The organism is Paeniroseomonas aquatica (assembly GCF_030409335.1).
In the GTDB taxonomy this organism is placed as follows: domain Bacteria; phylum Pseudomonadota; class Alphaproteobacteria; order Acetobacterales; family Acetobacteraceae; genus Belnapia; species Belnapia aquatica.
Window position 1 is genome coordinate 1 of the sequence record NZ_JAUFPN010000068.1, and the last position, 856, is coordinate 856.

General features: G+C 52.6%; 1 protein-coding gene. It reads right to left on the minus strand.

Features of this window, described 5'->3' with window-relative positions; translation table 11 throughout:
• Positions 1 to 255 precede the first annotated feature (255 nt).
• Positions 256 to 660, minus strand: coding sequence for a c-type cytochrome (locus QWZ14_RS07325; RefSeq protein ID WP_290315971.1), 405 nt, complete (start codon positions 658 to 660; stop codon positions 256 to 258).
• Positions 661 to 856: the final 196 nt, after the last annotated feature.

The window sequence follows — 856 nt, forward strand, 5'->3', positions numbered from 1 at the left end:
GCAGGAGTCTCCTGATGTATTGTCGGCGGCATGGACCGACAGGTCATGCCCCAAGGCCTGCCGCCAGCCGGGTCGGCGAAGACCTCCTCCGCCTGCAGCCGCAAACTGTCATGCGGCGACACCCATGCCGTTCGGCTCATCGAGTTGCGGCTGACAAAGGGCTCCGAATGCGTTCACGCAAGATTCCTTACGCTCGGCTTTGGCCAGCAAGCCAAGAACCTTTGATTTTATTTTCAGGTATTCAAAACGAAAACTTCATGGTGATGCGCCGGTAGCCTGCTTGAGGTAGGCTATCAGGTCATTCAACTGCTGTTCGTTGCGAATTCCATTAAATGCCATATTCGTACCTGGTACCACCTCCCTCGGGTTCTGTAGGTAGGGCCGCAAGGTTTCCTCAGTCCAGGATAAACCCTGCTCGCCTTTTTGGCGCATTGGTGACGAATAGCGAAAACCTTCGACTGAACCGGCCTTTCGCCCAAACACCCCATGAAGATTTGGCCCGACGCCGTTTCTCCCGCCTAATTCAACCGTATGACAAGCGCGGCACTGATTAAACACCCGTTGCCCTGCTGCGGCTTCTTGAGCGAATGCTACTGATGAGGGGAATGGAATCGCCAAAAAGGCACTAATGGCAATGATGATGACAGATGTGGTCCGCATGATTATCCCATTTATCTGAGGGCAAAATTCGGAGAAGAATTAGCTGGAACAAACTGTTTCATGAGCATGTCCAGATATTTCTACCGAAGGATGTTTTAACGGAGTGGAGCAGGAGCAGGAGCAGGAGCAGCATTAGAATCTGACTGAAGCAATGCAGCCTGCATTTCCAGGTAAACCCGGTAGGCATTACCGCGGT

What these genes read in the sequence shown, in the direction of transcription:
- QWZ14_RS07325 (WP_290315971.1), bottom strand. Translation starts at nt 660, where the DNA reads ATGCGGACCACATCTGTCATCATCATTGCCATTAGTGCCTTTTTGGCG.